The following is a 25,133-nucleotide window of genomic DNA, read 5'->3' as shown; positions in this document are numbered from 1 at the left end:
GTCTTCTCTCTCTACCGACCGCCCGGCCGCCTCGCAGCCAAGATGCTATTTGCGGGTAGCGGCGGTCTGGTCGCGCAGCGCCTTGAACTCGCTGCCGCTCTTCCAGCCGGGCCATTTGCCCGAGCGCGCGAGCTCGTCGCCGATCGTGTAGAAGAGCGCGATATCCTGCGCGGCGCCTGCCAAGTTCCAGCTTTCGTCCCATGCGTCGCAAGCTTGATGGTAACAGCGGCCGGTATAGTCATCGACCCATTTCTGCCCTGCTTCCTTGCCGCCTTCGACAAGGTCGGACACGCCGGCGATGCCCATGAGCAGCAACACGGGGACGCCGCGCTTGGCCATGCTGAAATGATCGGCGCGGAAGAAGAGGCCGCGTTCGGGAAGGCTTTCGGGCGATACGGTGCGGCCCTGCATCGCGGCGACGCGGGCGAGATCATCCTCGAGCGTGCCCTGGCCCTTGCCGACGAGAATGACGTCCTTTGACTTGCCTGCCGTCTGAAGAATGTCGATGCCAAGGTTCGCGACCGTCTTTTCAACCGGATAGACGGGCGCCTGTGCATAGGCCTCAGACCCCAGAAGGCCGCGCTCTTCGGCGGTCCAGAAGGCGAAAAGCAGCGTGCGATCGGTGGGCGGTGCGGCCTTGAAGCCGCGTGCGATTTCGATCAGCGCCGCAACGCCGAGCGCGTCGTCGTTCGCACCGGCGCGGTAGATGCGGCCCTTTTCGTCGGGCTTGCCCTCGCCATAGGCATCCCAATGCGCGCCATACATCACGACCTCGTCAGCACGGTCGGTGCCCGAGATTTTGGCGAGAACATTCTGACTGCGCACGACCTCATGCGTGACCGGAATCGACGCCCGAAAGCCGGTGCCGAGGTCGACGGGACGAAAATCCTTGCGCCGGGCCGCAATGCGCAGCTTTGCGAGATCCTGACCGGCTGATGCAAACAGCCGGGTCGAGGCCTCGCCCGAAATCCAGCCCTGAAGCGCAAGGCTGGTCGCCTTTTCGGGTGGTACGACGAGGCTGTAGTTTTCGCCGCCGGGGCTTTTCACGACGTTCCAGCCATAGCCTGCGCCGTCGGTGTCGTGGACGATCAGCGCCGCGATGGCGCCGCGGCGGGCCGCTTCTTCGAACTTGTAGGTCCAGCGGCCATAGTAGGTCATCGTGCGGCCGCCGAATTTGCCGAAGCTGTCTTCGCCCTTCGTCGCGACGAAATCGGGGTCGTTGACCAGAAAGACCGCGACCTTGCCCTTGAGGTCGACGCCCTTGAAGTCGTCCCAGCCGCGTTCGGGCGCGTGGACGCCATAGCCGACGAAAACCATCGGCGCATCGGCGATCGCCGCCACATCCTTGTCCTGCTGGCTCGACACATAGATGTCGGTGCCGAGGGTGAGCGGGGTGGCGCTGCCCTGCCGGTCGAAGGCGAGCGCGGTCGGGGTGCCGAGGCGCGTATGGAGCAGCGGCACCGGCTGCGTCCATTCGCCGTTCGGGCCGGCGGGTTCGAGTCCGAGCGCCTGAAGCCGGCCGATCAGATAGCCGACGGTACGCTCTTCGCCGACCGTTCCGGGGGCGCGGCCCTGAAACTGGTCCGACGCGAGGGTGCGGACAGTCTCGGTCAGATTGGCGGTGCTGATATCCTGCGCAAGCGCGGGGACGGCAAAGGCGGCAGCGAGCAGGGCGGCGAGAGGGCGCAGAAACATCAGGGGAGCGGGCTCCGTTGGTTGGGGAAGCGCCGACCCTAGCAGGATGCGCGGCAATTGGAACCGCCGTAGAGCGGCGGGGGCGAGAGGCGCCCACCTGTCCGACCAAGCAAGTCTCGCGCGGGCGCCAGCCCGCGCTCAATCCTTGGCGGCCGGCGTCCACCCCTTCTTGTATTTTTCGAACCAGGCGAGGATCGCCGATGCCTTTGCGGCAGCCTGCGACGGGCGGGCTGCGATGCCGCCGTGGCTGGCGCCCGGCACCTTGACCAGCACCGTCGGGATGCCGCGCAGACGCAGCGCGGTATAATATTGCTCCGACTCGCTGACCGGGGTGCGATAATCCTCGCTGCCGACGACGACCATGGTCGGGGTCTTGACGTTGCCGACCAGCGACAGCGGCGAATGGCTCCAGAACGGCGTCTGATCCTCCCACGGCATCGCGCCGATCCAGTAACGGCCGAAGAAGGCGGGACCGTCGGCAGTGAGCGCCTGCGTCGTCCAGTTGATCACAGGCTTTTGGGCTACCGCGGCCTTGAAGCGGTCGGTCTTGCCGACGATCCAGCTCGTCAGCACGCCGCCCCCAGACCCGCCGGTGACGAAGAGCGCGTCGGGGTCGGCGATGCCGAGGTCGATCGCGCGATCGACGATGCTCATCAGGTCGAAATAATCATTGCCGGGATAATTTTTGTCGATCGCATTGGCGAAGGCCGCGCCATAGCTGGTCGAGCCGCGCGGGTTTGCCGAGAGGACGGCATAGCCCGCCGCGGCATAAAGCTGGTTATCGGTCGAAAAATGCGGCCCATAAGCGGCGAACGGCCCGCCATGGATTTCGAGGATCAGCGGTACGCGCTGCCCCTCGCGATAGCCCGGCGGCAGGGTGAGCCAGCCGTCGATCGACAGCCCCTCGACGCTCGACGTGGCGGTGATCTTGCGCACCTCGCCCAGCGCCTTCACCTCGCGCAGCGTGCGGTTGAGGTCGGTGAGGACGCGCGTTTTGCCGCCGGCCGCCAGTTCGACTTCGGCCGGCCGCGCCGGGCCGCCGCCGGTGAAGGCGATCGCGTCATTGTCGGCGACCGAAAAGCTGCCTCCCGAATAGGGCCGGTCGAGTCCGCTGCTCGTCAATCCGCTGGCGACGGTGCGGACCGATCCGTCGAGGCCGATGCGTGCCACTTTGGTTTCGCCATGCTCGTCATATTGGGCATAGAGGCCCCGCCCGTCGGCGTCCCACGCGAGGCCGTCGACGCTGAAATCCCAGTCGGGGGCGATGCGGCGGCTGTTCGATCCGTCGCGGTTCATCACGTAGAGGCCGGTGTTTTCATAGGCGCGCAGCCGGTCGTCGAAACCGAGATAGGCGATCATCCGACCGTCGGGCGATACCAGCGGATTGGCATCGGGGCCCTTGCGCGTCGTGAGCTGGGTGATCGAGCCGCTTGCGACGTCGAGCGCATAGATGTTGCTTTCGAGCGGATCGCTTTCCCAGTCGGGGCGGCGGTCGGCGCTGAAATAGAGCATCGCGCCGTCGCGCGACCAGCTGAGCGGACCGCCGTCATGATAGGGGCCGAAGGTCAGCTGGCGCGGCGCGCCGCCGGTCGCCGAGACAAGGAAGATCTTTTCGAACCCCGGTTCGATATAGCCCTGGCCGTCGGCGCGGTAGGTGAGCAGGTCGTGGACCTCCAGCGGCGCGGCCCATTTGGCGCCTTCGGGCTTGTTCGCGGGGGCCTTGCCGAACCGCGGCGCATCGTCCTTGACGAGCATCGTATAGGCGATCGACCGGCCATCGGGCGACCAGGTGATGCTCGACGGGCTGGTCGGCAGGCCGGTGAGCTTTACCGCCTCGCCTCCGTCCATCCAGCGCACCCAGAGCTGGACGCTGCCGCCCTCGGTCGATGCATAGGCAAGCCGCTTGCCGTCGGGCGACCAGCGCGGCGAAAAGGCATCACCGCCGCGTCCCGCAGCGGGGACTTCGGCGCCGGTCTGGGTGTCGACCAGCCAGATCGTGCTGACCGCGCGGTCGGACATGATGTCGTTCGCGCGGCGGACATAGGCGATGTGGCGCCCGTCCGGGCTGATCTGCGGGTCCGATGCGGCGGCGAGGCCGAAAAGATCCTCACCGGTGAACCGGCGCTGCGGCCCGGTCTGTGCGCTGCCGGTTGCGTCATCCGGCGCGGAGGCGGTTGCGGCGGGCGCGCTCGCGGGCTCGGAAACGGCGCCTTGCTGCGCGTGAAGCGGCTGCGCTGCGAGGGTGAGAAGGCTCGCGCCGAGCAAGGCGAGTTTGCGCATAATATGGGTGCCCCTTTTTCCGGTGGATGGTTGAGGGTGTAACCATCTGGCGCGGCGCGTCAATCGAGCGGGTGGGAAAGGGATGGTGGGTTGTGATTTTCTCCTCCCCTCCCGCCTGCAGGAGGGGAAATCAGCGCGCGACCTTGGCGCCATCTTCTGGTCGGACAAGCTAATAGCCATATAGGTTATTTTCTATTGATATTACCACGCTCTTATGGCACGAGGCCACATCATGAAGAACTGCGTTTGGGGCTGGCACCCTTCGATGCGGGAGGGGCGTTCCGGCCCTTTGTTTTGGGAGACGGGTGGCAGGCCACGTCCGGCTCGCAGTCAGATGGACATTTTTCTGGCATCGCTGGCAGAATCGTCGAATGTCGCGGCGTCGGCGCGGGTGACGGGAATCTTGCGCGATCCGTTAAGCAACAAGCCTTTCGTGCATTTCTATGCAACCAAAAGGGTGGGCGGTGCGATCATCGATTCGAACGCCATCAAGCTGTTTAAGTTCGCCGCCAGCTAAAGCGGCTGGTGCGCGAGGGCGCCCGGTCCCGGCTCCCTTCCCTTTCGGGACGGGCCGGGCGCCTACCGGCCGGCATTCCACTCCAAAATTAGGTCTATATTCGACAGGATGGTCCTGCCATGCCGACCCCCTTTTTCGCCGATATGGTGCGCGCGCTGTGCAACGAGGGCGGGACCGGCTCGCTGACGCCGAGCGGCGCGGTGCCCGGCCAACGCCGGTTCGCGGGCGCCGAGCCTGTCGCTAGATGTTTCCCTTATACGATTGCCGGCGCGGCGGGGCGATCGCGGGGGCGCTGCGCGGCGGTGCCGACGGCCGGGCGATGGCGGGGGCGCGGGTCGAACGGACGCGAACGCGCTTCGGGCGCGACGGCGGCTGGTGGCACGAGATGGCGCTGCGATGCCGCTGCCTGTTTGGGGATGGTTAGGGTAGGGAATAATCAAGTGCGGCGGGGATGGGATGGGAAGCGGAGCCTTGAAGCGTCCGCTGTCCTCCCCTCCCGCAAAGGGGAGCGGCAGTGAGCGTTGCGAGCTTGCTCGCTAGCCGCAGCGCAGTGGGTATATTCAAAGTCGCAAGCCCACCGCCAACCGCTCCCCCCTGCGGGAGGGTGGCAGAAATTCCGCAACCGGCCGAGACCCGTCGGGTCGTTCGCCACCGCATGGCGGGTGATGGCCGGACGGTCCGAATTGGTCCGCCCGCCTCGTCCCGCGTCTAGTCGGCGGGCATTGTCTTGGTTTCGGTATAATCCTTGAACTTGTCGATGAAGGTCGCGTGGTAATCCTCGACCTGCGAATCGGCGTCTTCGGCCGCTTCGGCGGCAGTGTCGCCATCGGCGCGATCGAGCGCGACTATTGCGCTGCGGAACGCATCGCGTTCGGTGCCGCAGGTTTCCTTGAGCGCGAGTTCATATTCGGCTTCGCCCATCTTTGCCTCGAGCGACTTCTTCATGTGATCGCGCAGGCATTTGGTGAAGACCGCACGCGAATTGTCGACGGCGGCGGCGGGCGACGGCGCCATGGCAGCGAGAAGAATGGAAAAAACAAGCATCCTGCGACTCCCCAGTTTGCGGATGATTATGTGCGAAGAGATGTAGACGATGGCTATTAAAAATGGGAGCGCCTTTCTGCTGCAGATCGGCAACGGCGCAAGGTGGCATCGAACTGGTCGATGTGCCGGTGCCATCGGCGGCGCGAGCGCTGCGGCCGCTGTCGCCGCTGCATGGAGATGTGTGCGCGGCTGCCGATGGCGCGATCGAGGCGCATAGGGTGCGGCGTAGCCGCGCCAGTAACGGCTGGCGCGGCCAGGTCGATCTGCCCGGCGAGGGCCGCGAGCTGTGGCAGACGATGCTGGTGCCCTTGATGCCGGGGCTCGGCCCGTGGGATTGCACTGGATCCCAGCTGGTCCTGGATGCCGCGCTGCTGGCAGCAATACCGGCGGGAAGCGCGCTTTCCGTTCAACAGGTCGGCGATTTCCGCCTTTCCCCGCCGCCGTTGATGGGCCGCTGGCAACCCCGCCCGAAGCCCCTGCCGCGGGCAATTGCTGGATCGTGGATGGAGCCGCGACCGGTGCATGGGCCAGCGAGGCGGGTCGGCTGGCGCTCTGGACCGCGGGCGGATGGCGAATTGTCGCGCCCTTGTCCGGGATGCGTGTCAGACGGATCAGCGACGGTGCCGCGTTACGTTTCGGCGGCTCCAAATGGACTCTACCCATCGCTATTGCGAATCCCGATGGGGGCACGACGATCGACCTGGAAGCGCGTGCGGCAATAGACGCGCTGCTTGCGCTTATGGTGGCGCATGGTATTATGATCGCTGACTGATTTTGCTTCTGTTCGCGCAGAAAGTGCGACTTTTTGGCAACAGATTGTCGATTTGTTTACTTGCGTGGAACCAAAGGCACGAGTAGGACGTCTGTCGAGACGTAATCTCAATTGAAAGGGGAATCCATTATGAGGAAGCTTGCCGTCGCTGTGGCGTTGGCCTCCACTGCCCTTGCGTCGCCTGCTGTGGCGCGCGACAACTCGTGGTATGTTGGTGTCGGTGGTGGTGTTATGATCGTCGAGGACATCGACCTCGATATCGGCACCGTCGCTAATGCGGGAACGCTCGATCATCGTACCGGTTATGATTTCGAAGGCACTGTCGGTTATGACTTCGGCGGTTTCCGCGCTGAAGTCGAAGTCGGCTATCGTGAAGCCGACATCACCGGTGGTCGTTTTTCGACTCCCGGGATTCCGGCGAGCTCGACGGGCGGGCTCTTCACCGGCAATACGCCGCTGAATGGCGACTCGAACGCGTTGAGCTTCATGGCTAACGGTATGTTCGACTTCGGTGACGACGATGGTCTGCAGGGCTTCGTCGGCGGTGGTGCCGGTGTTGCGCGCGTTTCGGTTCAGCCGGTCTTCGCAACCAACTTCCTCGACGATTCCGACACGCGCTTCGCGTGGCAGGCAATCGCCGGTGTTCGCGCGCCGCTGACCAAGCATTGGGATGCCGGTCTGAAGTATCGCTTCTTCAATGTCAGCGATCTGAAGATGGTCGACCAGCTTGGCCGCGACGTTTCGGGTCGTTTCCGTTCGCACTCGCTGCTCGGAACGCTGACCTACAACTTCGGTGGCGCAGAAGCTCCGCCGCCGCCGCCGCCGGCTCCGCCGCCGCCGCCGCCGCCGCCGCCGCCGGCTCCCCCGCCGCCGCCGCCGCCGCCGCCGGTTTGCGAACCCGGACCGTATATCGTGTACTTCGACTGGGATCAGTCGGCGATCACGCCGGAAGCGGCTGCAACGCTGGACAACGCGATCAGCGCTTACAACCGTGGCTGCAGTGGCCAGCAGGTCATGCTCGCCGGTCACGCCGACCGTTCGGGTTCGGCCAAGTACAACGTCGGTCTGTCGCAGCGTCGCGCCGATGCCGTGAAGTCGTACATGACGGCTCGTGGTGTCGCCGATGGCTCGATCACGACGCAGGCGTTCGGCGAAACCCGCCCGGCCGTTGCAACCGCCGATGGCGTCCGCAACGACCAGAACCGTCGCGTGGAAATCACTTACGGTCCGAACTCGGGCATGTAAGACCGGTTTCCATCCCCGACGGGGATTGGACGAAAAAGAAGGGCGGTACCGCAAGGTGCCGCCCTTTCTTTATTTGGGCTCTTCGATGACACCTGCGGCTGATGGCGGGGCTTGCCGGGGCGACGACGCAGAATTTGAGCCTTGCTCCTCAGGATAAATGATATATCATATCTGTGAGGCGCCTCGATGAGCGGGTTTGCCTCGGACAAGGCGGGCGCGCTGGCACGCGAGGATGAAATGTTGGCGCTCCCGATGGACAGGGAGAGACAGAATGCGTCGACGCCGCAGCATCTTTCGCGCCGATCCGAACGGCAGCCCCGACATCAACACCACGCCGCTGATCGACGTCATGCTCGTGATGCTGGTGATGTTCGTCATCACCATTCCGCCGCCGACGCACAAGGTCGATGTCACGCTGCCCTCCGGCCCGGCGCCTTTCGAAGTTCGCGACCAAAATCGCGTCAGCATCGACACCAGCGACATCATTCGCTGGAACGGCAACGCCGTCGACCTCGCCGAACTGGGCCAACTGGTGAAGGCAGCGTCCGAGCGGGCGGTTCCGGCAACGCTGCTGTTCGAACCCGACGCGCAGGCGCGCTATCTGCGGGTCGATCAGGCCATCGGCGCGATCCGTCGCAACGGGGGCAGCAAGATCGCGTTTCCCGGCATTCAGCGGTACGGCGGTCTGGTCTGACTTACAGCCCCCTGCGCGGGTATCCGATGTCGGGCGCGCCGGTCAGGCGGCCGGCGCTGTGCCGGGGCGCAGATGTTGCATCATATAGCCGGCATAATCGGCCTTGCCGAGCGGTACCCCAAGATGACGCATGACGGCATAGGCCGCGACGACGTGGAAGTAGAATTGCGGCAGCGCCCAGTCGCGAACATAGGTCGCGGCGGTAAGGTCGAAGACCATGCCGTTGGGCAGATCGAAGCTGACCGGTCGATCATCGTCCTCGCCGAGCGACGCGGGGTCGATCGTATCGAGAAAAGTCAGCGTGCGCGCGATCTGATCCTGCATTTCCGCAAAGTCCGCGGCGTCATCGGGGAAATCGGGGCCGCCCGATGCGCCGAGCCGGGCAAGCCCGCTGACGGCCTGGCCGCAGGCGAAACGGATCTGCGTCGGCAAGGGAAACATGTCGGGGGCCAGCCGGCCGGCGGCGAATTGCAGCTCACCCACGGCATTGTCGGCACCCCATGTTTGCGCCTTTGCAAGCTGCGCCGAGAGCGCGCCGAGCGCATTGACGTAGGCGGGAACGGTCAGATCATAGAGCGACATCGCTATTTCTCCATCACGGCTGCCTGATCGGCGGCAAGATTATCCTGGAACTGCAGGCGCGCGAGCCGTGCATAGAGCCCGTCGGCGGCGACGAGATCGTCGTGGCGACCTTCCTCGACGATACGGCCTTCGTCCATCACGATGATGCGATCGGCGGCGCGGACGGTCGCGAGGCGGTGCGCGATGACGACGGTGGTGCGATCGTGCATCAGCGCCTCGAGCGCATCCTGAACGAGTTTTTCGGACTCGGCGTCAAGCGCCGAGGTGGCCTCGTCGAGTAGCAGTAGCGGCGCGCGGCGGAGCAGCGCGCGGGCGATTGCAACACGCTGACGCTGGCCGCCCGACAGGCGGGCGCCCCCTTCGCCCATGAAAGTATCAAGGCCATCGGGAAGCTTGCGCAGAAATTCTTCCGCATTGGCCGCGCGCGCGGCGGCCCATAGCTCGTCGTCGGTGGCCAGCCAGTTGCCATAGCGCAGATTGTCGCGCGCCGACGCCGCGAATATCACCGTTTCCTGCGGCACCATCGCGATCCGGGCGCGCAGGTCGGCGGGGTCGAGCTCGGGCAGCGCGACGCCGTCGAGGCGGATTTCGCCGCCTTGCGGATCGTAGAAGCGCTCGGCGAGCTGGAAGAGCGTCGATTTGCCGGCACCCGAGGGGCCCACGATCGCGACCGTTTCGCGCGCGCGAATGGATAGGCTGAAATCGTGCAGCGCGGGCGCGTCGGGGCGCGTCGGGTAGCGGAATTCGACATGATCAAATTCGAGCGTACCGGTCGCGGTCTCCGGCAGAGCGCGAGGGGCCGGCGGCGGGGCAATGCTCGGCTCGGCGATCAGCAGTTCATTGAGGCGTTCGGCGGCACCGGCCGCGCGAAGCAGATCGCCATAGACTTCGGTCAGCGCGCCGAACGCACCCGCGACAAGGCCGCCGGTCAGGACGAAGGCGGCAATGGTGCCGCCCGTGATCGTGCCCGCGGCCACGCCTTCGGCCCCGTACCAGAGCAAAGTGGTGATGGCTCCGAACAGCAGCCCGATAACAATCGCGGTCATCGTGGCGCGGAGCCGGATGCGGCGCTTGGCGGTGGCGAAATTGGCTTCGACGGCGCTGGTGAAGCGTTCGGCCTCGCGCGTTTCCTGCCCGAAGGCCTGGACGATCTTCATCGCGCCGAGCTGTTCGGCCGTGGTCGCACCGATGTCGGCGACGCGATCCTGACTTGAGCGCGAGACGTTTTGCAGGCGGCGCCCGAGCAGCACGATCGGCATGATGATGATCGGGATGCCGAGCAGAATCCCGCCCGTAAGTTTCGGCGAGAGCGAGAAGAGATAGGCAATCCCGCCGATCCCCATAACGGTATTGCGCAGTGCGACCGAAACCGTGGTTCCGACGGTCTGTTCGATGATCGCAGTGTCCGCCGTCATGCGCGAGGCGATTTCTGACGGGCGGTTTTCTTCGAAGAAGCCGGGGGCCAGGCGCAGAAGGTTACGCTGCACCGCCTCGCGGATATCGGCGACGGTGCGTTCGCCGAGCCAGCTCACGAAATAGAAGCGGAGCGCCGTCGCAATCGCGAGGATGAGAACGATCACGTAGAAGAACCGGAAATGCGGGCTGACATCGCCGCCGCCGGCGACGAAGCCCGAATCGATCATCTCCTTGAATTGATAGGGGATCGCGAGCGTTGCGATCGCCGCGATGCCGAGCGCGATCGCCGCGATCAGCAGCTGGAGCGGATAGCGGCTGGCATGATGCCAGACCATGCGCAGGCTCGATAGCTTGCGGGGTGGGTTCGGTTTATCGGATTTGGTCGCCATTGATCATCGCCCTAGCAGCCGCGCCGATGCCGCTCAACGATGCAGAATGGCGATCTGCTTCAAGGACCATGAAGCCAGGCTGCGTAAAGGGAGCGCGGGGCCGGATTGCCCGCGTGCCCTGCGGCTCAGTGATTGTCGAGTTGCGCGCCGGCACCGCACGCAGGCCCGCCTGCGTGATGCGATAGGGCATGCCGCTGCGCGAAGCGATGAAGCCGCGGCGGCGGAAGGTGCTCGAACAGGCCGAGGCCGCCGCTGTCCCGGAATATTATCCATCAGGCGCCGCGCAATGATTTTGATGCATTGCACAATGGCGATGTTGCCCTAGACTGTGCTCCAACAGGGATGCCGGAAGAGCGCCCGACCGGACGCAAGGAATTCAGATTATGCTGTACCACGCTTTTGACATGCAGCGCAGCTGGCTCGCGGGCGCGAGCGCATTGGCGACCGCGGGCGCGCAGGTCATCCAGCATCCCGCCAATCCGCTCGGCTATTTCAGCGCGAGCCCGATGTTCGCCTCGGCGCTCGAGGTCTTTGCACACGCCTCGGCGCCGCGCGGCAAACCGGGGTTCGAACTGTACGAGACGCTCGTCGATGGCGAGACGCTGCGCGTCGATGAAGCGATCGAGGCGCGCAAGCCCTTCGGCCAGCTCAAGCATTTCCGGCACGCGGCAAGCGCCGGCAAGCCCAAGCTGCTGATCGTCGCGCCGATGTCGGGCCATTATGCGACGCTGCTTCGCGGCACGGTCGAGCGGATGATCCCCGACCATGATGTGTGGATCACCGACTGGCGCGATGCCCGCAATGTCCCGCTCGAAGCGGGCAAATTCGATCTCGATGACTATATCGACTATCTGATCGGCTGGCTCGAGCATATCGGGCCGGGTGCGCATATGCTCGCGGTGTGCCAGCCTTCGGTTCCGAGCCTCGCCGCCGCAGCTGTCATGGCGGCCGACAAGCACAAGTGCCGCCCGCGCACGCTGACGATGATGGGCGGGCCGATCGACACGCGCAAGGCGCCGACCGCGGTGAACCAGCATGCGACGACGCGGCCTTATGCATGGTTCCAGGAAAATGTGATCGCAACGGTTCCGGCCTGGTATCCGGGCGCCGGGCGCCGCGTCTATCCTGGCTTCCTGCAGCTTGCCGGCTTCATGTCGATGAACCTTGGCAATCACATGATGAGCCATTGGGAAATGTTCAAGCATCTGGTCGACGGTGATGGCGAGAGTGCGGACAAGACCAAGGAATTCTATGACGAATATCGCGCCGTCTGCGACATGACCGCCGAATTCTATCTCCAGACGGTCGATGCGGTTTTCCAGCGCCATCTGTTGCCCAAGCGCGAATTCGAGCATCGCGGCAAGATCGTCGACCTTGGCAAGATCGACGATATTGCGCTGCTCGCGATCGAAGGCGAGCGTGACGATATTTCGGGGATCGGCCAGACCAAGGCGGCGCTGACCCTCGCCACCGAACTGCCGACCGCCAAGAAGAAATATCTGATGGCAAAAGGCGTCGGCCACTACGGCATCTTCAACGGCCGCAAGTGGCGGGAAGAGATTGCACCGGTCGTCGAAAAATGGATTCGCGCCAACGGCGGCTGACAGGATGCCCGCTCGCCCGATTCCCGTGATCGGGCGGCGGCGGACCGGAATCACGCGCCTTTCACGCAAAAGGGAGCATTGTCTTCGCCCATGCTTGGCGAAGCGGGACCGGCGCCCTACATGGAGCGCTCATGCCGCCTGACACCGCTTCTTCCGCCAGCCCGCGCAGCGAGCCGCCGATCCTGGCGACGCTGCGGCGCTTCCTGCCCTATCTTTGGCCGGCGGGGCATCGCGAGCACAAGTTGCGCATTATCGGGGCCGGGCTGCTGGTGCTGGCGTCAAAGGCGGTGCAACTGTCGATGGGCTTCGTCTATGGCGCAGCGATCAACCGTATGGCGCCGGGGATGCAGGAAGGCATCGCGCTGACCATCGGGCTGGTCGTCGCCTATGCCGGCGCGCGCTTTGCCGGGGTGCTGTTCGACAATCTGCGCAATGTTGTTTTCGAACGCGTCGGGCAGGATGCGACGCGCGAACTCGCGATCGCCACCTTCACTCACCTGCATGCACTGTCGCTGCGTTTCCACCTCGCGCGGCGGACGGGCGAGGTGACCAAGGTGATCGAGCGCGGAACCAAGAGCATCGACACCATGCTCTATTTCCTGCTGTTCAATATCGCGCCGACAATCATCGAACTGACCGCGGTCATCGTCATCTTCTGGACCAAATTCAGCCTCGGCCTTGCCGCGGCGACTGCGCTGATGGTCGTCGTCTACATCGCCTTCACGCGCAAGGTGACCGACTGGCGCACCGCGCTCAGGATGCGAATGAACGACCTCGACACGCTGACCGTCGGGCGCAGCGTCGACAGCTTGCTCAATTACGAGACGGTCAAATATTTCGGCGCCGAGGAGCGCGAGACGGCGCGCTACCGCGAGGTTGCGGGCCAATATGCGAGCGCCGCGGTCAAAAGCGAGAACAGCCTCGCCTGGCTCAATATCGGGCAGAGCTTCATCACCAATGCCGCCATGGCGGGGGCGATGGGCTACACGGTGTGGGGCTGGTCGCGCGGCATCTTCGCGGTCGGCGACGTGGTGCTCGTCAACACGCTGCTCGCGCAGCTTTTCCGTCCGCTCGACATGCTCGGCATGGTCTATCGCACGATCCGCCAGGGGCTGATCGACATGGAGGCGATGTTCCGCCTGATCGACACGCCGAGCGAGATCACCGACGCGCCGGGCGCCCCCGCGCTGCACGTCGCGGGCGGTGCCGTGGCGTTCGAGAATGTCGTCTTCGGCTATGAGGCCGACCGCACCATTTTGAACGGCGTCAGCTTTGCGGTGGGCGCAGGCGAGACGCTGGCTATTGTCGGCCCTTCGGGCGCGGGCAAATCGACGATCGCGCGGCTGCTCTTTCGCTTCTACGATCCGCAGGGCGGCCGCATCCTGATCGACGGGCAGGACATCCGCGCGGTAACGCAGCAGAGCCTGCGCGCCGCAATCGGGATCGTCCCGCAGGATACGGTGCTGTTCAACGACAGCATCGGATATAATATCGCCTATGGCCGCGCCGATGCGCACGTCGAAGAGATCGCCGAGGCCGCGAAGGGCGCGGCGATCGATGGCTTTATCGCGATGCTGCCGCAGGGCTATGAGACCGAAGTCGGCGAGCGCGGGCTCAAATTGTCGGGCGGCGAGAAGCAGCGCGTCGCGATCGCGCGCACCCTGCTCAAGAATCCGCCGGTCCTGATCCTCGACGAAGCGACGAGTGCTCTCGACAGCCGGACCGAGGCGGCGATTCAGGACACGCTCGAACGGATCGCCGAACGGCGCACGACGCTGGTGATCGCGCATCGCCTGTCGACCGTCACGAGCGCCGACCGCATCATCGTTCTCGATCGCGGCCGCGTCGCCGAAACGGGAACTCACGACCAACTGCTCGCGATGCGCGGCCTCTACGCCGACATGTGGGCGCGTCAGCAGGCCGAAAAGGAAGAGGGCACGGTTTAGGCTGGGAGAATGGAAGTCGGGCGGATGCTTTCGAGCGGGAGGGGAATTTCTGGTCTATCCTGATCCGTTCGCATCGAGCTCTTCGACGGCCCTCGCAGGCGCTCAGCACAGCCTTCGGCGTTTGGCCGAAGTCGAGATGCTCCTCGGGCTAGGCGTCGCGCCGATGGGTGTCTCGGCTTCGCTCGAAACGAACGCGATAATAGGTTCGACGGCTAGCGACCGATTGCGGACGCTCAGTTGGTAGTTACCTCAAGCGGAAAGCTGAAGCTCTGCTTCTCTCGGCGAACTGGCGAACGCGTATCCAAGCCCTCAATATGCTTTGCCCATTTTAGAAGCCGTGGAAGTGCTTTGGTTAGCAGGCGGGCATTGATGGCGTTTGCAGAGCCTGATTCCACCGCTTTGCAGTAAATCCAGATAAAGTCTCCTGACCGACCGGACCAACTGCCATCAGGATAGTAATTGGCTTGTAGGACGGCCTCGAACTTGTCCCATCTTGTAAATTCCACCCTTAGCTGTAGCCCGCTCTCCAAGACTGCCCTTTCAAGCTCTGATGGCTTCAAAGGATATGAGCGACCCTTAGGCAACTTGTCCTTCCGCGACTCCAATTGCCTATCCTTCCGTTTTTACGCTTGTCTATGTCAGCTTTCTGCATCGCTATCGGAAAAGCAGACCGGCTGAAACCCACCTCAAAGCGGCCATTCCTACACGCGACTAAGCCCTAAAATGCAACAAAATCGCTTGAGTTGCTTGACCATGCGCATTCGCGGCTTTTACGCTGCCCTATGCCGCATGACACAAGCTTGATCGGAACCGTCGTCGCGGGCCTTGTGGTCGCATTTCTGATGGGGGCGCTGGCGCATCGGCTGCGCATTTCGCCAATTGCGGGCTATCTGCTGGCGGGCGTGCTTGTCGGGCCGTTCACGCCGGGTTTCGTCGCTGACACTGGGCTGGCGCTCCAGCTTGCGGAGATTGGCGTGATCCTGCTCATGTTCGGGGTGGGCCTTCATTTCTCGCTCAAGGATCTCCTGTCGGTGCGCCGGATCGCGGTGCCCGGAGCGATCGTGCAGATTGCTGCCGCGACCGCGCTCGGGACCGCGCTGGGTCTGTGGCTCGGCTGGTCGTTCGCCGGCAGCCTGATCTTCGGTCTGGCGCTGTCGGTGGCGAGTACCGTTGTTCTGCTGCGCGCCCTCCAGGCGCGCAACATGGTCGAGACCGAAAAGGGGCGGATCGCGGTCGGCTGGCTGATCGTCGAGGATCTGGCAATGGTGCTGGCGCTCGTCCTGCTTCCCGCGATGTTCGGCGCGCGCGGCGACGAGGGCGGCGCGGGGGACAGCGCCGCCTTGCTTCAGTCGGCAGGGATCGTCTTTCTGAAGGTTGCGGGTTTTGTCGCGATGATGCTCGTCCTCGGGCGCCGTATCCTGCCGTGGGTACTGCACTGGGTCGCCCATTCTGGCTCGCGCGAGCTGTTCCGGCTCGCGGTACTGGCGACCGCGCTCGGGGTCGCCTTCGGTGCTGCGGTGATCTTCGATGTCAGCTTCGCGCTGGGCGCCTTTTTTGCCGGAATGATTCTGGGCGAGACGCAGCTTTCGCGGCGCGCTGCCGAGGAAACGCTGCCGCTGCGCGACGCCTTTGCGGTCCTCTTCTTCGTCTCGGTCGGCATGTTGTTCGACCCTTGGGTGCTGATCGAGCATCCGGTACCGGTGCTCGCGACCGTTGCGATCATCATCGTGGGCAAATCGCTCGCGGCCTTTGCCATCGTGCGCGCCTTCGGTCATTCGACGCAGACCGCGCTGTCGATCTCGGTCAGCCTGGCGCAGATCGGCGAATTCTCCTTCATCCTCGCCGGGCTGGGGGTGGGGCTCAAGGTCATGCCTGACATGGCGCGCGACCTGATCCTGGCGGGGTCGATTCTGTCGATCCTGTTCAACCCGATCTTCTTCACGCTCGTCGTTCGCCGTGTGCGCGCCGAGCATCTTCCCGATATTGCCGAAGAAGCGGCCGCGTTGCCCGCGGCTGAGCCGTCACGCACCGTGCTGATCGGCTTCGGCCGCGTCGGCAGCCATATCTGTTCCCTGCTCTGTTCGCGCGGCGAGGCGCTGGTGGTGATAGAAGATCAGAAGGATATGGCCGCCGCCGCCGGCGCCGCGGGGGCGACGGTGATCGTCGGCGACGCGACCAAGGAAAGCGTTCTGCGCCAAGCGAAGATCGACACCGCCGCGACGCTGCTGATCGCCATCCCTGAAGGCGTCGAGGCGGGCGCGATCGTGCGGCGCGCGCGGGCGATCAACCCACAGCTGGTCATCGTAGCGCGAGCCCATTCGGACGAGGAGGTGGGCGATCTCGTCCGCCGCGGCGCCGACCATGTGGTGATGGCGGAACGCGAAACCGCGACGCGGATGGCCGAACGCGCGATGCTGGCCAGAGCCTGAGCGCCGGCAAAGGCGCGGTTGGGGTTTCCCTCGATCCCGATCTTCCCTATCGCCCCGAGCGATGTCTCCCGACGCTCTTCTCCCCCTGCTCAAATCCACATTCGGTTTCGACGCCTTTCGCGGGCGACAGGCCGATGTCGTTGCGCGGGTGATGGCGGGCGCGCATACGCTGGCGGTGATGCCGACGGGCGCCGGCAAGTCGCTGACCTACCAGCTTCCAGCTGTCGCCCTCGACGGCTGTGTCGTCGTCGTATCGCCGCTGATCGCGCTGATGCACGATCAGCTGCGCGGTGCGCGTGCGGCGGGGATTCGCGCCGCCAGTCTCACCAGCGTCGATGCCGATTTCGCCGACACGCGTCAGGCCTATCGCGACGGACAGCTCGACCTCCTCTACATCGCGCCCGAACGGGCAACGGGGGAGGGGTTTCGGTCGCTGGTGGCGGCGCGTGCGCCCGCGCTGTTCGCGATCGACGAAGCGCATTGTGTTTCGGAATGGGGGCATGATTTCCGCCCCGACTATCGCCTGCTCCGCCCGCTGCTCGACGCCTTTCCAGCGGTGCCGCGGCTCGCGCTGACCGCGACGGCCGACAAGCACACGCGCGAGGATATATTGGTCCAGCTCGGCATCCCCGCCGAAGGGCTGATTCTCGCGGGTTTCGACCGACCGAACATTCGCTATCGCATCGCGCCGCGCGGCGCGCCGGCAAAACAGCTTACCGAATTCATCGCCGCCAATCCGGGACCCGGGATCGTCTATTGTCCGACGCGCGACGGGACCGAACGGATGGCCGCGAAGCTCGCCGCCGCCATCGGGCGCAGCGTCGCCGCCTATCATGCCGGGCTCGATCCCGAACGGCGCGCGCGGGTGCAGCATGATTTCGTCGCTTCGGAAGATGGCATCGTCACCGCGACGGTCGCCTTCGGCATGGGGATCGACAAGCCCGACGTGCGCTTCGTTGCGCATGCCGGGCTGCCGAAATCGATCGAGAGCTATTATCAGGAGACCGGGCGCGCGGGGCGCGACGGCGATCCCGCCGAGGCGTTGATGCTGTGGGGCGCCGAAGATTTCGCGCGGGCGCGGATGCGGCTGGGCGATTTGCCCGAAGGCCGGCTGGCGGGCGAGCGCGCCCGGCTCAATGCGCTCGCGGCGCTGGTCGAGACGGTCGAGTGCCGCCGCGCGCTGCTGCTGCGCCACTTCGGCGAAAACCCGCCGCTGCGCTGCGGCAATTGCGACAATTGCATCGACCCGCCGAAGCAGGTCGATGCGACGGTGCTGGCGCAGAAGCTTTTGTCGGCGGTCTATCGAACCGGGCAAAGCTATGGCGCGGGGCATGTCGAGGCGGTGCTCACCGGGCGGCGTGACGAGCGCATCGCCGCGCGCGGCCATGACAAATTGTCGGTGTTCGGCATCGTCGAGGGGGAGGATGCGCGGCTGATCAAACCGCTGGTGCGCAGCCTGATGGCGCGCGAGGCGCTGGCCGCGACCGAACATGGCGGGCTGATGTTCGGCCCCACCGGGCGCGCGGTGATGAAGGGCGAGGTGCCCGTACTGATGGCCGAGCCGCCCGCGCGCCGCCTGTCGCGCGCCGGGCGCGGCGACGGCGCGGCGGCGAACCCGGTCGGAGACCCGCTGTTCGATGCGCTGCGTGCGACGCGGCGCGATCTCGCGAGCGAGGCGGGCGTGCCGCCCTATGTGATCTTCCACGACGCGGTGCTGCGCGCGATGGCGAGCGAGCGTCCCGCCTCGCGCAGCGACCTTGCGTCAATTCCCGGCGTCGGCGCCAAGAAGCTCGAAGCGTGGGGCGATGCCTTTCTGGAGGTGATCCGGCGGTTCTAGGAAAGATCGTTATCGCCCGACCTTGTTGCCACCTTCACGCTTGTCAGCAATCGGCGCAGGTTTATAGATCGCGGCATGAGCGACTTTCGAGCCTTGACCCCGACCTATTCGGTCGCGCCGCAAATCAGCATCGAGGACGTCGCCGCGGCGAAGGCGGCTGGCTTTGCGATGATCGTCAACAACCGCCCCGACGGCGAGGACCCGGGTGCGCCGCAGGGCGATGCCATCGCGCATGCCTGCGCCGCCGAGGGAATGGCCTATGCCGCCATCCCGATCGGCCATTCGGGGTTCAGCCATCCGCAGCTCGACGCGCTCGATACGCTGCTGGGCGATGCAACCGGGCCCGTGCTCGCCTATTGCCGGTCGGGCACGCGCTCGACGCATTTGTGGGCGCTGACGCGCGCGCGGGCCGGCGACGATATCGACATGCTGTGCGATGCGGCCGCGAACGGCGGCTATGATCTGTCGGCGCTGCGGCCGATGATGGACGCGCTCGCAGGTTAGCCATGACGGTGAGCGACCTCATCCAGCTCGCGGGATCGCTGGTGGCGGTCTTGTTCGTCGCCTGGCTGGTCAAGCGCATGGGTCTGGGCGCTGATCCGCGGATTGCCGACGCCGCTCATGCGATCCGCCTTGCCGACGAGGCCGAGACGGGGTTCGGAGGGGTAGAGGTCGCGCGCGACCGCGCGGGCTTTGCGGCGATCGTCCGCAACGCCGCCGGTCAGATGATGCTGGTGCGTGCGCACGGCAATCATTTCGCGGCGCGGCCGGTCGATGCCGCCGTGGTCGGGCGGCTCGACAAGGATTTCCTGACATTGACGATGCCCGAGCGAAGCTTCGGGTCGGTGACGCTGCAACTCGGGAAAGAGGCGGGCGTCTGGGCGGCGCGGATGCGGGATGTGGCGCATGGATGATCTTCCCAACCCGGTGACCTATGCGGTGCCCGCCTTCATCCTGCTGCTGATCGCCGAGATGATCGTGTCGCTGCGCCGCGACAAGAGCCGGTACGAAACGCGCGACACGCTGACCTCGCTTCTGCTTGGTACCGGTAGTCAAGTGGCCGGTGCAGCGGTCGGCGCGGCGGTCGTCGGCATGGCGGTGTGGGTCTATCAATTCCACCTGTTCGACATCGGCATCGCGCTCAAACAATGGTGGTGGGCGTGGATCCTCTGCTTCGTCCTCGACGATCTGGCCTATTATGCCTTTCATCGCAGCGCGCACCGCGTCCGCTGGTTCTGGGCGAGCCATGTCATCCATCATTCGAGCCAGCATTATAATCTGTCGACCGCGCTGCGGCAGACCTGGACCGGCTTTTTCAGCCTGGCTTTCCTGTTCCGTCTGCCGCTGTTCCTGATCGGCTTTCCACCCGCGATGGTCTTCTTCTGCGGCGGGCTTAACCTGATCTACCAGTTCTGGATTCACACCGAGGCGATCGGGCGGATGCCGCGCTGGTTCGAGGCGGTGATGAACACGCCATCGCACCACCGCGTCCACCACGGCGTCAACCCGCGCTACCTCGACGCCAACTATGCCGGGGTCTTCATCGTGTGGGACAGGATGTTCGGCAGCTTCGTTCCCGAACGCGACGACGATCCGGTTCGCTATGGCATCGTCAAACAGCTCGGCAGCTTCAACCTTTTGTGGGCGGCGGTCCACGAATGGGTCGGGATCGCCAAAGACGTGTGGAGCGCGCCGTGGCGGCACAAGCTGTCCTATATCTGGCGCGAACCCGGCTGGAGCCACGACGGCAGCCGGATGACCAGCGCCATGATCAAGGAGCGATGGGCAGGGGGGCGCCCCGCCGAGGAGCCGGCTGCGGAATAGTCCTCGCCCGCCGCGACAACGCGCTTGCCTCGCGGGCTAATGACATTCATGTAAGTCGCAATTGACCACCGATCGGGTGGCGAGGGGAGCGGCTTTATGGATCAGTTCGACATCATCGTCATCGGCGGCGGCAGCGCCGGAAGCGCGGCGGCGGGGCGGCTTGCCGAGGACGGCACGCGGCGTATCTGCCTGATCGAGGCCGGCGGATCGAACGACAATATGTGGGTGAAGACGCCCGGTTTCATGCCCTTCATCCCCAAGAAGTCGAATTATCAATATGATACGCTCCCGCAAAAGGGGCTGAACGGCCGCACAGGATATCAGCCGCGCGGGCGCGGGCTGGGCGGATCAAGCGCGATCAACGCGATGATCTATATTCGCGGGCACGCTTTCGATTACGACCAATGGGCGGCGCTTGGCGCGAGCGGGTGGAGCTATGCCGACGTGCTGCCCTATTTCAAGCGCAGCGAGGGCAATGAACGCGGCGCCGACCAATGGCACGGCGGCGACGGCCCGCTCAACGTGATGGACCAGCGCTGGCCCAATGTGACGAGCCGCCGCTTCGTCGAGAGCGCGGCGGCGCTGCAATTGCCGCGCACCCCCGATTTCAATGGCGCGCAGCAGGAAGGCTTTGGCCTGTATCAGGTGACGCAGAAGGGCGGCGAGCGCTGGTCGGCGGCGCGCGCCTATGTCGAACCGCTGCGCGGGCGCGCCAATTTCGCCATTCGCACCGGCGCGCTGGTCGAAAAAATCATCGTCGAAAACGGCCGCGCGACGGGTGTGGCGATCCGCCGCGGCAAAGCGCGCGAGACGCTGCGCGCCGCGGGCGGGGTGATCCTGTCCGCCGGTGCTTTCGGGTCGCCGCAGCTGCTGATGCTGTCGGGCATCGGACCCGCCGCCCATCTGAAGGCGATGGGGATCGATCCGGTCGCCGACCGTGCGGCGGTGGGGGCCGATCTGCAGGATCATATCGACTATGTGTCGAGCTGGGAAACGCGCTCGGGCGACCCCTTCGGCGATAGTCTGGCGGGCAGCTGGCGAATGCTGAAGGCGATCTTTGAACATCGCACCGGGCGTACCGGCATCATGACCACGCCCTTCGCCGAGGCGGGCGGCTTCTGGAAGTCGCGGCCCGACGTCGCCGCGCCCGATATCCAGTTCCACTTCGTTCCCGCGATGCTGGAGGATCATGGTCGTACCAAGGTGAAGGGGCATGGCTTTTCGTGCCACGCCTGCGTCCTGCGCCCCGAAAGCCGGGGCAGCGTGACGCTCGCCTCGCCCGATGCAGCGGCGGCGCCCTTGATCGATCCCGGCTTCCTGACCGACGACCGCGACATGGCAACGCTGCGCGCCGGGGTACGGATGATGCACCGCATCGTCGCTGCGCCGCCGCTGTCCGACTATGCCGGGGTCGATCGCCATCCGGTGAATATCGACGATGACGCCGCGCTCGACGCGCTGATCCGCAGCCGCGCCGACACCGTCTATCACCCGGTGGGCACCTGCCGCATGGGCAGCGACGCCGACGCGGTTGTCGACCCGACGCTGAAGCTGAATGGCGTCGATGGCCTGTGGGTTGCCGATGCGAGCATCATGCCCCGCCTCGTCAGCGGCAACACCAATGCGCCGAGCATCATGATCGGCGAACGCGCCGCCGATTTCGTCAAATCCGCGCTGCAATAAGCGGCCTTTGCCGCCGCGCGCAAAAGCATCGCGGCGGCCGGAGTCTTTCGCGGCGGAGGCGCTGGGCGCGACCGATTCGGCGGACCGGGGCATGCAGCCCTCAGCGATATCTCACTATTCGAGAGGCCTGAAAAAGCCCGGCTTTTCGGGGGTGCCTGCGAAATGGGCAAAAAAAGAGGGCCAGGACTTGCGTCCTGGCCCAGCCTTTCAGGCTCTCCCCTCCTGAAACTGTTGACAGGCTGAATGCCATATTAATGTCATGATGGGAAGGCCTAATTTCGCGGCAGCGCTGCCCTTTTATTGTGCAGCGCAATCCGCACAAAAAAATGGCCGGGGCGCTTTCGCATCCCGGCCATGAGTGGTTCGCAGGAGGAACCTGGTTAGAACCCCGCCGCCCGTTTGAAAGAGGAGAGAGCGGCGGCGGGTATCCTGTCTCGTGATTACATATTGTAGGCGCGTTCCCCATGTTCGCCGAGGTCGAGGCCTTCGCGTTCGACTTCTTCGGTGACGCGGAGCCCAGTGAGCGCCTTGGCGACATAGACCGCGATAACGGTACCGATGGCGGCCCAGACGATCGCGACGAGGACAGCGACGATCTGGGTAACGACCTGGGGCCCCATCGCGAAATCCTCGCCACCGGGACCACCGAGGCTCGGCGCGTAGACGATGCCGGTGCCGATGGCGCCGACGATGCCGCCCACGCCGTGGATACCGAAGGCATCGAGCGCGTCGTCATAGCCGAGCTTGGGCTTGAGGACCGTGACGACATAGAAGCAGATGAACGCTGCAACCGCGCCGAGGACGATCGCGCCGAACGGACCCGAATTGCCCGCCGCGGGAGTGACAGCGACGAGGCCGGTGATGATGCCCGAGCAGAAGCCAAGGGCCGACGGCTTGTGACCGCCCAGCTTTTCGGCGAGCATCCAGGCGAGACCGGCCGAGGCGGTGGCGACGAAGGTATTGATCATCGCGAGCGCCGCCGAACCATTGGCTTCGAGCGCCGAGCCGGCGTTGAAGCCGAACCAGCCCACCCACAGCAGGCCGGTGCCGACCATCGTCAGCGTCAGCGAGTGCGGCGCCATGATTTCCTTCTGATAGCCGATGCGCTTGCCGAGGATCATCGCCGCAACGAGCGCCGAGACACCCGCGTTGATGTGGACGACGGTGCCGCCGGCAAAGTCGAGTGCCGCCGGAAGGTCGGTGCCGAACATCTTGCCTTCAAAAAGGAAGCCGCCGGCTGCCCACACCATGTGCGCGATCGGGAAATAGACGATCGTCAGCCAGATGACGCCGAAGACGAGCGCCGCCGAAAATTTCATGCGTTCAACCGTCGCGCCCAGGACCAGCGCCAGCGTGATCGCGGCGAAGGTCATCTGGAAACAGATGAACACATATTCGGGCAGCTTGAAGCCGTCCGAGAAGGTATCGGCAAGGCTGTCGGGCGTGACGCCGGCGAGGAAGAATTTGCCCCACGAGATGAAGGCATTGCCTTCGGGGCCGAAAGCAAGGCCATAGCCGTAGCAAACCCAGACGATCATCGCGAGACAGGCGACCGCGCCGATCTGCGTCATCGTCGAAAGCATGTTCTTGCTGCGGGTCAGGCCGCCGTAGAAAAGCGCAAGGCCGGGCAGGATCATCGCGAGGACGAGCACGGTCGAGGTCATCATCCAGGCGGTGTCGCCCTTGTCGACGACGGGTGCAGCTTCGGCCGCTTCCTGCGCCCAGGCGGGCAGCGCCGCGAACAGCGCGAGGCCGCCAGCCGCGGCGCTCGCCGCGATCTTACCGACCCCCATTTTCTTTGCGAACGTCATATTTTCCCCCTTCGTCATCACAGCGCCGCCTCGCCGGTCTCACCGGTGCGGATGCGCACGGCTTGCCCGACGTCGAGGACGAAAATCTTGCCGTCGCCGATCGACCCGGTTCCGGCGCTTTGCTGAAGCGTTTCGACGACCCGCGGTGCGAGCGCATCGTCGCAGACGAGCTCGATCTTCACCTTGGGCACCATGTTGGTTGCATATTCGGCGCCGCGATAGATTTCGGTCTGGCCCTTCTGCCGGCCGAACCCCTTGACCTCGGTGACGGTCATTCCCGCGATGCCCAGCCCGGTCAGTGCTTCGCGCACCTCGTCGAGCTTGAACGGTTTAATGATAGCAAGGATCAGCTTCATGATGCCCCCTTTTGCTTATGGCACCATGTTGCGGTGCAACAGCCGTGCCAAATTGCGGCGAGGGCGGGAAAGTTAACATTTTGTGACGATTTTCAACCGCCCCGCAGGTGCAATCGGTCGCAACCTGGGCAGGCGAGGCAGGCATTTGCCTAAATTTTGAGCAGCGATGCGCTCCTCGCGCTTATGCCTGTCCGCCCGACTTGGGAGGGCGCGGCCGGTCAGCCGGCGGGCTTGAACCGCGCCCAGATCGGCAGATGGTCGGATGCGCGCGCGGCGAGCGCGCTCTGATGGACGCCGGCATCCAGGGCTTCGAGATCGGGCGAGGCGAAGATGCGGTCGAGGCGCGCGACGGGCTTGCGGCTGTGGAAGCTGTGGCCGGTGTCGACGAGGCGGTGATGCTCGCCGAAATCATGGAGGCAGCCGCCGCGATTGCGCCATTCGTTGCAGTCGCCCATCAGCACCGTCGGCAGCTTTTCGCCCTCGGCGACATGCGAGAGGATGGCGCGCGCCTGCTGGCGCCGACGCAGCCCCGAAATGTCGAGATGCATGCCCACGACGCGGAGCCGCGTATCGCCGACGCGCACCGTCGCGGCGACCGCGCCGCGCGGTTCGAGCGTCGGCAGATGGAGCGCGTGACTCTCCTCGACCACGACGCCCTTGCGCACGAGCAGCGCATTGCCGTGCCAGCCGATCGCATAGGGGCGGCCGTCCAGCAGGTCGACGGGAACATAGTCACTATGATCTTCGAACATGTGCGGCGGGATCGCACTCGCGCGCGTGCCGAAGCGGCGGTCGGCCTCCTGCAAGGCGACGATGTCGGCATCGAGTTCGCCGAGTACCGACAGCACCCGCCCCGGATCGCGGCGACGGTCGAGGCCGATGCCCTTGCGCATATTGTAGCTGGCGACCTTGATCGTGGGAGGGGGCGGGATCATGGGAGAGGGCGGGCTGCTTTCATTGCGGTAAAGACGAACGGCGGCGGCTCCGGGTTGCAGCCGTCATCCGCATC

At 65.0% G+C, this 25,133-nt stretch carries 20 protein-coding genes and 1 pseudogene; 13 read left to right on the top strand and 8 right to left on the bottom strand.

Annotated features, from left to right (window positions below; translation table 11 throughout):
* Window positions 1-45 precede the first annotated feature (45 nt).
* Together L0963_RS08480 and L0963_RS08475 are read right to left on the bottom strand one after the other, a co-directional pair.
* The gene (locus L0963_RS08480; protein ID WP_186401239.1) at window positions 46-1,695 is read right to left on the bottom strand and encodes a M28 family metallopeptidase; all 1,650 of its coding nucleotides are present in this window, start codon (window positions 1,693-1,695) and stop codon (window positions 46-48) included.
* Between the two features lie 138 nt (window positions 1,696-1,833).
* A complete protein-coding gene (locus tag L0963_RS08475; RefSeq protein WP_234179177.1) occupies window positions 1,834-3,975 on the bottom strand; it encodes a S9 family peptidase in 2,142 nt (713 codons plus the stop codon).
* 394 nt (window positions 3,976-4,369) lie between these two features.
* Here L0963_RS08475 and L0963_RS19880 point away from each other — a divergent pair.
* Both L0963_RS19880 and L0963_RS08465 read left to right on the top strand, forming a co-directional pair.
* A pseudogene (locus L0963_RS19880) lies at window positions 4,370-4,492 on the top strand (phage major capsid protein); the annotation flags it as partial.
* 244 nt (window positions 4,493-4,736) lie between these two features.
* The gene (locus tag L0963_RS08465) at window positions 4,737-4,916 is read left to right on the top strand and encodes a hypothetical protein (protein WP_062901110.1); all 180 of its coding nucleotides are present in this window, start codon (window positions 4,737-4,739) and stop codon (window positions 4,914-4,916) included.
* Between the two features lie 284 nt (window positions 4,917-5,200).
* On the opposite strand, the gene L0963_RS08460 is transcribed toward L0963_RS08465, so the two are convergent.
* Window positions 5,201-5,536: a hypothetical protein gene (locus L0963_RS08460; RefSeq protein WP_062901109.1), complete on the bottom strand. Its 336-nt coding sequence runs from the start codon at window positions 5,534-5,536 to the stop codon at window positions 5,201-5,203.
* Between the two features lie 286 nt (window positions 5,537-5,822).
* On the opposite strand from L0963_RS08460, the gene L0963_RS19675 reads away from it, so the two are divergent.
* The 3 genes from L0963_RS19675 to L0963_RS08445 all read left to right on the top strand — a co-directional run bounded on the left by L0963_RS19675 (window position 5,823) and on the right by L0963_RS08445 (window position 8,247).
* Complete coding sequence (locus L0963_RS19675) at window positions 5,823-6,308, top strand: DUF2793 domain-containing protein (RefSeq protein ID WP_313906778.1); 486 nt, start codon at window positions 5,823-5,825, stop codon at window positions 6,306-6,308.
* Between the two features lie 129 nt (window positions 6,309-6,437).
* Window positions 6,438-7,553, top strand: a complete 1,116-nt coding sequence (locus L0963_RS08450) for an OmpA family protein (protein ID WP_234179175.1) — start codon at window positions 6,438-6,440, stop codon at window positions 7,551-7,553.
* A gap of 271 nt (window positions 7,554-7,824) precedes the next feature.
* Window positions 7,825-8,247, top strand: a complete 423-nt coding sequence (locus L0963_RS08445) for an ExbD/TolR family protein (protein WP_186401236.1) — start codon at window positions 7,825-7,827, stop codon at window positions 8,245-8,247.
* 42 nt (window positions 8,248-8,289) lie between these two features.
* Here L0963_RS08445 and L0963_RS08440 read toward each other — a convergent pair whose 3' ends face one another.
* Entirely contained in the window at window positions 8,290-8,829 is a 540-nt protein-coding gene (locus L0963_RS08440) for a DUF1993 domain-containing protein (RefSeq protein ID WP_186401235.1), read from the bottom strand.
* Between the two features lie 2 nt (window positions 8,830-8,831).
* Window positions 8,832-10,634 (bottom strand): ABC transporter transmembrane domain-containing protein, encoded by a 1,803-nt coding sequence (locus L0963_RS08435; protein WP_062901105.1) that lies wholly within the window; start codon window positions 10,632-10,634, stop codon window positions 8,832-8,834.
* Window positions 10,635-11,017: 383 nt separating this feature from the next.
* On the opposite strand from L0963_RS08435, the gene L0963_RS08430 reads away from it, so the two are divergent.
* The 8 genes from L0963_RS08430 (at window position 11,018) to L0963_RS08395 (ending at window position 21,957) form a co-directional block, all read left to right on the top strand.
* Entirely contained in the window at window positions 11,018-12,238 is a 1,221-nt protein-coding gene (locus L0963_RS08430; RefSeq protein WP_062901104.1) for a polyhydroxyalkanoate depolymerase, read from the top strand.
* A 131-nt stretch (window positions 12,239-12,369) separates the two neighbouring features.
* Window positions 12,370-14,184, top strand: a complete 1,815-nt coding sequence (locus tag L0963_RS08425; RefSeq protein WP_234179174.1) for an ABCB family ABC transporter ATP-binding protein/permease — start codon at window positions 12,370-12,372, stop codon at window positions 14,182-14,184.
* A 782-nt stretch (window positions 14,185-14,966) separates the two neighbouring features.
* Window positions 14,967-16,613, top strand: a complete 1,647-nt coding sequence (gene ybaL / locus L0963_RS08420) for a YbaL family putative K(+) efflux transporter (protein ID WP_234179173.1) — start codon at window positions 14,967-14,969, stop codon at window positions 16,611-16,613.
* Between the two features lie 61 nt (window positions 16,614-16,674).
* A complete protein-coding gene (recQ, locus tag L0963_RS08415; protein ID WP_234179172.1) occupies window positions 16,675-18,450 on the top strand; it encodes a DNA helicase RecQ in 1,776 nt (591 codons plus the stop codon).
* Window positions 18,451-18,525: 75 nt separating this feature from the next.
* Window positions 18,526-18,954, top strand: coding sequence for a TIGR01244 family sulfur transferase (locus L0963_RS08410; RefSeq protein ID WP_003043089.1), 429 nt, complete (start codon window positions 18,526-18,528; stop codon window positions 18,952-18,954).
* A 2-nt stretch (window positions 18,955-18,956) separates the two neighbouring features.
* On the top strand, window positions 18,957-19,364 hold the full coding sequence (locus L0963_RS08405; RefSeq protein WP_062901100.1) for a hypothetical protein: 408 nt from the start codon (window positions 18,957-18,959) through the stop codon (window positions 19,362-19,364).
* Entirely contained in the window at window positions 19,357-20,274 is a 918-nt protein-coding gene (locus tag L0963_RS08400) for a sterol desaturase family protein (RefSeq protein WP_062903030.1), read from the top strand. The genes L0963_RS08405 and L0963_RS08400 overlap by 8 nt, the downstream gene beginning before the upstream one ends.
* A 96-nt stretch (window positions 20,275-20,370) precedes the next feature.
* Window positions 20,371-21,957: a GMC family oxidoreductase gene (locus L0963_RS08395; RefSeq protein WP_234179171.1), complete on the top strand. Its 1,587-nt coding sequence runs from the start codon at window positions 20,371-20,373 to the stop codon at window positions 21,955-21,957.
* 440 nt (window positions 21,958-22,397) lie between these two features.
* On the opposite strand, the gene L0963_RS08390 is transcribed toward L0963_RS08395, so the two are convergent.
* The 3 genes from L0963_RS08390 to L0963_RS08380 form a co-directional block, all read right to left on the bottom strand.
* On the bottom strand, window positions 22,398-23,768 hold the full coding sequence (locus L0963_RS08390) for an ammonium transporter (protein ID WP_062903029.1): 1,371 nt from the start codon (window positions 23,766-23,768) through the stop codon (window positions 22,398-22,400).
* Window positions 23,769-23,785: 17 nt separating this feature from the next.
* A complete protein-coding gene (locus L0963_RS08385) occupies window positions 23,786-24,124 on the bottom strand; it encodes a P-II family nitrogen regulator (protein ID WP_003043080.1) in 339 nt (112 codons plus the stop codon).
* Window positions 24,125-24,342: 218 nt separating this feature from the next.
* Window positions 24,343-25,059 carry an endonuclease/exonuclease/phosphatase family protein gene (locus L0963_RS08380; RefSeq protein ID WP_062901098.1) on the bottom strand — a complete coding sequence of 239 codons (717 nt, stop codon included), beginning with the start codon at window positions 25,057-25,059 and terminating at the stop codon, window positions 24,343-24,345.
* Window positions 25,060-25,133: the final 74 nt, after the last annotated feature.

It is taken from the genome of Sphingopyxis sp. NFH-91 (genome assembly GCF_021401285.1).
GTDB classification, from domain to species: Bacteria; Pseudomonadota; Alphaproteobacteria; order Sphingomonadales; family Sphingomonadaceae; genus Sphingopyxis; species Sphingopyxis terrae_A.
This window is presented reverse-complemented; position numbering and strand designations above follow the sequence as displayed.